5 protein-coding genes, 1 tRNA gene and 1 pseudogene are annotated in these 6,258 nt (G+C 39.9%); 4 read left to right on the top strand and 3 right to left on the bottom strand.

Annotation, left to right across the window (positions count from 1 at the left end; genetic code table 11):
- Together HXN26_RS10920 and HXN26_RS10720 are read left to right on the top strand one after the other, a co-directional pair.
- Positions 1 to 161 (top strand): annotated as a pseudogene (locus HXN26_RS10920) (plasmid mobilization protein); the annotation flags it as partial.
- Positions 145 to 1,209, top strand: a complete 1,065-nt coding sequence (locus HXN26_RS10720) for a relaxase/mobilization nuclease domain-containing protein (protein ID WP_273161234.1) — start codon at positions 145 to 147, stop codon at positions 1,207 to 1,209. The pseudogene HXN26_RS10920 and the gene HXN26_RS10720, both read left to right, overlap by 17 nt.
- Positions 1,210 to 1,662: 453 nt before the next feature.
- Here the strand turns inward: HXN26_RS10720 and HXN26_RS10715 are convergent.
- The 3 genes from HXN26_RS10715 to rbfA all read right to left on the bottom strand — a co-directional run bounded on the left by HXN26_RS10715 (position 1,663) and on the right by rbfA (position 3,417).
- Positions 1,663 to 1,735: transfer RNA gene (locus HXN26_RS10715), tRNA-Pro, on the bottom strand.
- Positions 1,736 to 1,852: 117 nt separating this feature from the next.
- Entirely contained in the window at positions 1,853 to 3,082 is a 1,230-nt protein-coding gene (locus tag HXN26_RS10710) for an FtsX-like permease family protein (protein ID WP_024999819.1), read from the bottom strand.
- Positions 3,082 to 3,417, bottom strand: a complete 336-nt coding sequence (gene rbfA / locus HXN26_RS10705) for a 30S ribosome-binding factor RbfA (protein ID WP_024999818.1) — start codon at positions 3,415 to 3,417, stop codon at positions 3,082 to 3,084. The genes HXN26_RS10710 and rbfA overlap by 1 nt, the downstream gene beginning before the upstream one ends.
- A gap of 753 nt (positions 3,418 to 4,170) precedes the next feature.
- On the opposite strand from rbfA, the gene HXN26_RS10700 reads away from it, so the two are divergent.
- Positions 4,171 to 4,989 carry an AAA family ATPase gene (locus HXN26_RS10700; RefSeq protein WP_024999817.1) on the top strand — a complete coding sequence of 273 codons (819 nt, stop codon included), beginning with the start codon at positions 4,171 to 4,173 and terminating at the stop codon, positions 4,987 to 4,989.
- A 19-nt stretch (positions 4,990 to 5,008) separates the two neighbouring features.
- Positions 5,009 to 6,013, top strand: a complete 1,005-nt coding sequence (locus HXN26_RS10695) for a DUF4435 domain-containing protein (protein WP_273161231.1) — start codon at positions 5,009 to 5,011, stop codon at positions 6,011 to 6,013.
- The last annotated feature ends 245 nt before the right edge of the window (positions 6,014 to 6,258 follow it).

Raw genomic sequence — 6,258 nt, 5'->3', positions numbered from 1 at the left:
CCAACCTCATCAGGATAAAGGACGAGTCATGGGTGCCGATAACCAAGAACCTTTCGATATGTGCCAAAGAAGCATTTAAGCGTTTTTTCGACCCTCACTTCCGCATTGGTGACGATATATATAAGGTCTTAAATCTGCCGAGATATGATAGGAAAGTGTAAGGCGATAGCGCACGGAAGTACTGCATTGGACCATATCTTTAGAGAAGGCAAGCTGGGTGATCGGCTTGCCTTCCATAACCTTTGTAGCAGAGAATCAAAGGCTATTTACGAGGAAATGAAGTTGGTCAGCGATTACAATACCAGATGCAGAAACAAATTCCTGCGCATCGAAATCGGCATTGCACCACAGGACGAGAAGAAACTATCAGTTTCTGAACTTGCCCAAATAGCCCATCTGTTTGCCAAGAAAATGGGACTTGACAACCATCAGTGGGTGGCAGTAACGCACAAGGATACAGACAACAGGCATATCCACATTATCGCCAACCGCATCAGCCTATACGGCGAAGTCTATGACACCACATTCGTAAGCAACAAGGCTGCAAGAATAACAGAGGAAATCAGCAGAGAGAAAGGCTTAACCATTGCAAAGGAAGTCAAAATCAAAAGGAAACATCAGAAAGCAAAAGCCAATCCCACAAGAGAGGAAACAAAGAGAGAACTACAAAGAATATGCTATGCCCTACTTGAAAAGTACAAAAGTACAGGTATCACAGGACATTCTATGTTCCTCTATGAGTTGAACAAGCATGGAGTAACCATAGATCGTATGAAGAACAAACAGGGCAAGGTCTATGGCTTGAAGTTCTCATACGGAGAATATGCGTTCAAGGCATCGGAAGTAGGCAGAGAGTTTGGCTACCGTTCTTTGCAAAAGAACTTCGAGGCAGGTAAGAAAGCCGATACGAATATATCTGACCAAGTAATACGCAAATCGTCAAAGTATACAGATACTAAGGATGCTGACTATCAAATCGTACCCCCAAGCCGTTCATACAGTCCACCACCAACTAAGGAAACGCCAAAAATCGCACAAACTATAAGAGATATGGCAGATGCAGCCATCAGCACAGCCGATGATTTGGTGGAGGGAGTAGGCGGAATGATTACGCCAACGACACATGGCGATGACTATGCCGAGACCGCATGGCAGCGCAAGCTCAGAAACCAAGCTAACAGAAAGAAAAAGCGAGGGAGAGGATTATAGCAACTCCAACAGCAACAATCCAAAATGCAGATATGTGAATATTTCTTTGAAAACGCTTGTTATTCGGTAACAAAGTATTATCTTTGCAAACAGAATAACAAGCGTTCTTTGTTAGGCAGAAAACAGCGGAGCCAAGTAGCTCGCTCGTTTCCAAATCGTTACCAGTCAGTATATACCAACAAGGTAACTTCTTTATTTTCAGTAAGTTGTATTTTAGATATTATCTTAGCGTGCAAAACAGGCGCTTTTGTATTCCGTTGATATGCAGGAGGTTATGTAAGGAGAGGGGTTCTGTAAAAACTTTACACTTTTACTGCATTCTTTTTATCTATTCAACAAGTTGTCCGCGTTGCTTTCTTGACGCCTCAGTACGACTATTGCGTCAGGAATAATATAGTGTTTGAAACAACAAGAAAAGGCAAACGAATACTATTTCGTTTGCCTTTTCTTCTGTCGGGATGACTGGATTCGAACCAGCGACCCCTACGTCCCGAACGTAGTGCGCTACCAACTGCGCTACATCCCGATGGCTTTAGCCTAATAAAAGGGTTGTTATAACTATTGCAAAGTTATAAAAAAAAGTAGAACTACAGAAACTTTTATCAAATAATCGAACCGTTATAATAATGCTTTTGCTGGTCTTTTATTTCGTAAGTTGCTTGCTCATATAGCGTACAGGATACCATACTGCAAGCCAACCAACTATGATTACTGTAGCGAAAATACCGACAATATCCCATGGGTGTACACTAATAGGGTAGGCGTTCACTACAAAATTGCCTTCTTGACCACCGAGTTTCACCAATCCATAGGTTTGTTGTAGCCAGCAAAGCAGGAGTCCAATGCAGATACCAATGATGGCTCCAGCTGCTGAAATCATGCGTCCTTCAAATAAAAATACTTGGTTTATTTGCTTGTCGGTAGCTCCAAGGTTGCGCAATGTCTTTACATCGTTCTTCTTATCAATCATCAACATTGAGAGCGAACCGATGATATTAAAACAAGCCACCATAAGTATGAAGGTTAAGAACACATAGGCAAAGAGTTTCTCAATGCGCATAATGTTGAATGTATCAGCTTGTTGCTCATATCTATCTTTCACTAAGAACTTATCGCCAGATATCTCTTCAATCTCGCTTTTCACCTTATTTATATCTTCCCCAGCCTTAACTCGCAGCTCAAGCGAAGTGATTTCGCCCTGCCGATTAAATATTCTACGTGCAAAAGCAAGCGAAGTAATGATGTAATTGTTATCGTATTTCCCTTGCTTTACTTGGAAAACAGCTTTTGGTGATAGTAGCGAATCTGCCACAAAAGCATTGATAGGGTTCGAAGCATCATACTGTCCTTTGCGCTGTGGAGCGTAGATATGCAAGTAATCGTTCCATTCTACTCCCGTATTAAGCTGTTGGGCAACACCAATTCCAAGCACTCCGTAGTCAAGATTAGCCACGTTTAGCTTGAACGTTCCATCGCCAAAGAGAATGTTACTAATATGAGTGAGCGAGTCAAAGTTATTCGATACACCTTTCACCATTACCATCATCTGACGTCCATGATACGTTGCTAAAGCCTGGTCGGTAACACATTCTGTTGCAACCTCTATGCTTTGAAGCGACTTTATCTTTGCCAACGTAGGGTCGTCAGCTGGTATTGCCTTCCCTTTTGCTGCTTCTACCTTTATCTGAGGGTCGAAATTAGTGAAGAACGACGCCACTAAATCAGAGAAACCATTGAACCCGCTCAACACAACAACGAGTGCCATGGTAGCTACAGCAACGCCTATCACTGAAATTAAACTGATGACATTGATGGCGTGTGTGCTCTTCTTAGAGAATAAATAACGTCGGGCTATGTAAAAAGGGAAGCTCATTACTTCTTCAATAGTTCGTCGATGCGTTCAATATAGTCTAACGAATCGTCGATAAAAAACCTCAGTTCAGGAATGATACGCAGTTGATTGCGAACGCGTTGGCCAAGGTCGTATCGAATAGTTTTCTCGTTTGCAGTGATGTTTTTCAGTAGTTCTTCCGCCTTGTCTGAAGGGAATATGCTTAGATAAGCTGTACAGATGCCCAAGTCAGGGCTAACTTTTGTACGTGTAACACTAACTAACACACCATGAATGGCACGTGTCTGACTTTGAAAAATGCTTGCCAGCTCTTTTTGAAGCAGGCGTGCTATGCGGTTTTGTCTTGTTTCTTGCATTGCTTTTCTTATTTTATTGCAAATTTACAGTAATTCTCTCATATTTCAAAATAAGCCTTTGAAAATTAACATAGCTTGTGTGTAGAAAAACATTCACACTTTTTTTAAATCGCAGATATTTTTGTTTGGTATCTATATCTAGCTGTTTGATAGGTGTTTATATGCTTATTGGTGGGTGAAATAAGCGAAATAGAGATGCAAAAGAATGTTAATAATAAAAAAGAAATAGGGGTTTTGTTTATTTCTCCGTTTTATAATCGAAGTTCAGCGAGAACTTCTTAGAAAGGAAATGAACTTTTTAAATACGATATATGCTTTTTTCTACAGATTAAGTTAATGTAACTATGTGATGAACAAGTTGGCCTTCTTCGTTGTTGAAACGCGGAGCCAACAAAACAAAACTTTTTCTACTTACTTTGAAAGTCTACAGTAAGGTTGATTCCTAACTATGACTTGATAAGTCTGAAGAAAACAAGAACCTACTTAAATATAATCTACAAACGGAGAGGGCGCATCTGATTTCAGGTGCGCCCTTAAAGTTTTATAATGGTGCTCTTACTTCTTTAAGCTTTTATTGTTGAGTTTTTAAAGTCTTATTGTTGCGTCTTTATAAACTTGTAACTGCATTTTTAGAGTTTGTTTATAGAATGAATGTATAATCGAAAAGATTTCTGTTTCGTGTAAAAAAAGCTGTATATCGGCTCTCAATTAAAAGAAAAATGCTACATTTGTCACAGAAATAACCAAACGATTATGCAGAAATACGCTGATTATATTGAAGAAATTGAGATAGATTCGTTATGGGCTGGCTCGAAGCACATACGTTGGACACTTGACAGAAAGGTTAATATTCTGAGTGGAATTAACGGTGTGGGCAAAAGTACTATATTAAATAAGGTGATAAAAGGACTTGCACAAGGTGGTGAATTCCCCAGCCATATGCTGAAAGGGGTGCACATTAAAGCTTCACCAGCAGATGCAACGTGGATTCGATATGATATTATTCGTTCGTTCGATCGCCCACTCATGAATATCGAAAGCATAAATAAGGTTGACCTAAATATTACTACCGAACTTGATTGGCAGCTGTTTCAGTTGCAAAGAAAGTATCTTGACTATCAAGTAAATGTTGGTAATAGGATTATAGAAGTGCTACAAAGTGGCGATGCAGAGGCTGCTACGAAGGCGCAATCTTATTCTGCTCCGAAGAAATTGTTCCAAGATATTATCGACAAATTGTTTGAAGAAACAGGCAAAAAGATTGTTCGTACGGAAAACGAAATACGCTTTTCGCAAATTGGTTGTACGTTATTTCCTTACCAACTATCTAGTGGCGAAAAGCAAATACTGGCCATCTTGCTCACTGTTTTGGTGCAAGATGGAAAACCTTATGTTTTATTTATGGATGAGCCAGAGGTGAGTTTGCATGTTGATTGGCAGAAGAAGCTGATAGCATTGATAATGAGTTTGAATCCGAATGTCCAGATTATACTTAGCACTCACAGTCCAGCGGTTATTATGGATGGTTGGATTGACAAGGTAACGGAGGTAGACGAGATTACAATCGGATAGGCAGAGGGAGAACGAAGTGATGGGAAAACGGCTTAAAGACAACTTGTCGTCAGCTTACCTTGATGCTGCAAACCGCTTAAAAGGGCGCAATGCGAGAAAGCGAATAGTGGCATATGTAGAGTCGTACGACGATATTTTCTTTTGGCGCACAGTGCTTAGCGGCTTTGAAAATGAGCATCGTTATTTTGAGGTTATGCTTCCCTCGCGCCACACATTAACGAAAGGAAAACGCTCTGTACTGATGAATCTGCTCTCGGAAAACGTTGGTGAAAGTATGATTGCTTGTGTAGATGCCGACTACGACTATCTATTACAAGGTGTAACGGAATTGTCGCGCACTGTAAATCATAGTCCTTATGTCTTTCACACTTATGCTTACGCTATCGAAAACCTACAGTGTTATGCTGGTAGTCTGCACGATGTGAGTGTTGCTGTAACGCTAAATGACCACAAAATCTTCGATTTCGAAGAATATCTACGCCTTTATAGCGAGGCTATTTTTCCTTTGTTTGTTTGGAATATATGGTTTTATAGGAAGGGAATTTACGGTAAATTTACCATTACCGACTTCAATCGTGTCATAGAAATGGGGAATTTCACTTTTCAAACAGCTTATCAGAACATTGAGAAGTTGCACAGAAAGGTTACAAGAAAGGTACGACAGCTACAACAGGAATATCCCGATGCGAAGGAATCTTACTTAGCTGTGAAAAAGGATGTAAAGCAATTAGGAGTTACTCCTGCCACCACTTATCTGTATATACAAGGACATCACTTGTTCGACAATGTCATTGTGCCCGCCCTGAAGAAGGTTTGTGATAAGCTTGTACGCGACCGTGAACAGGAAATATACCACAATGCACAGCATATTGTGCAGCAACGCAACGAACTTTCGAGCTACAATCATAGCGTTGAGGGCATTATTCCGATGCTTCGACGTAATGTGGCTTATACCAATTGTGAACCTTATTTACGTTTAAAAGCCGACTTAAAGGGATTCTTAGATGGGAACAACGAGGAGTAAACGGCTTCTTTCTGTTTTCAAATTTATATAACTTTTCATAAAAAAATAGCTATAAGTAGTCTACTGTTTTCGTCAGTTCAATTAACTTGCTAAGAGATTTTCAGATGAATAAGACGTCATATTCTTTTAGCATTGCTACGTAGTTGAAACTGAGAATGTATGGTATACCCCTTTTATAAATGTCTTTTTTGGGCCTATATGACAAAAATGTGCTTAAAATCCTTGTAACTATCTAATAATCATTA

This window comes from Prevotella aurantiaca (genome assembly GCF_015262605.1).
Lineage (GTDB): Bacteria > Bacteroidota > Bacteroidia > Bacteroidales > Bacteroidaceae > Prevotella > Prevotella aurantiaca.
The sequence above is the reverse complement of the archived record's forward strand: the minus strand, read 5'-3'. Positions and strand labels throughout refer to the sequence as shown.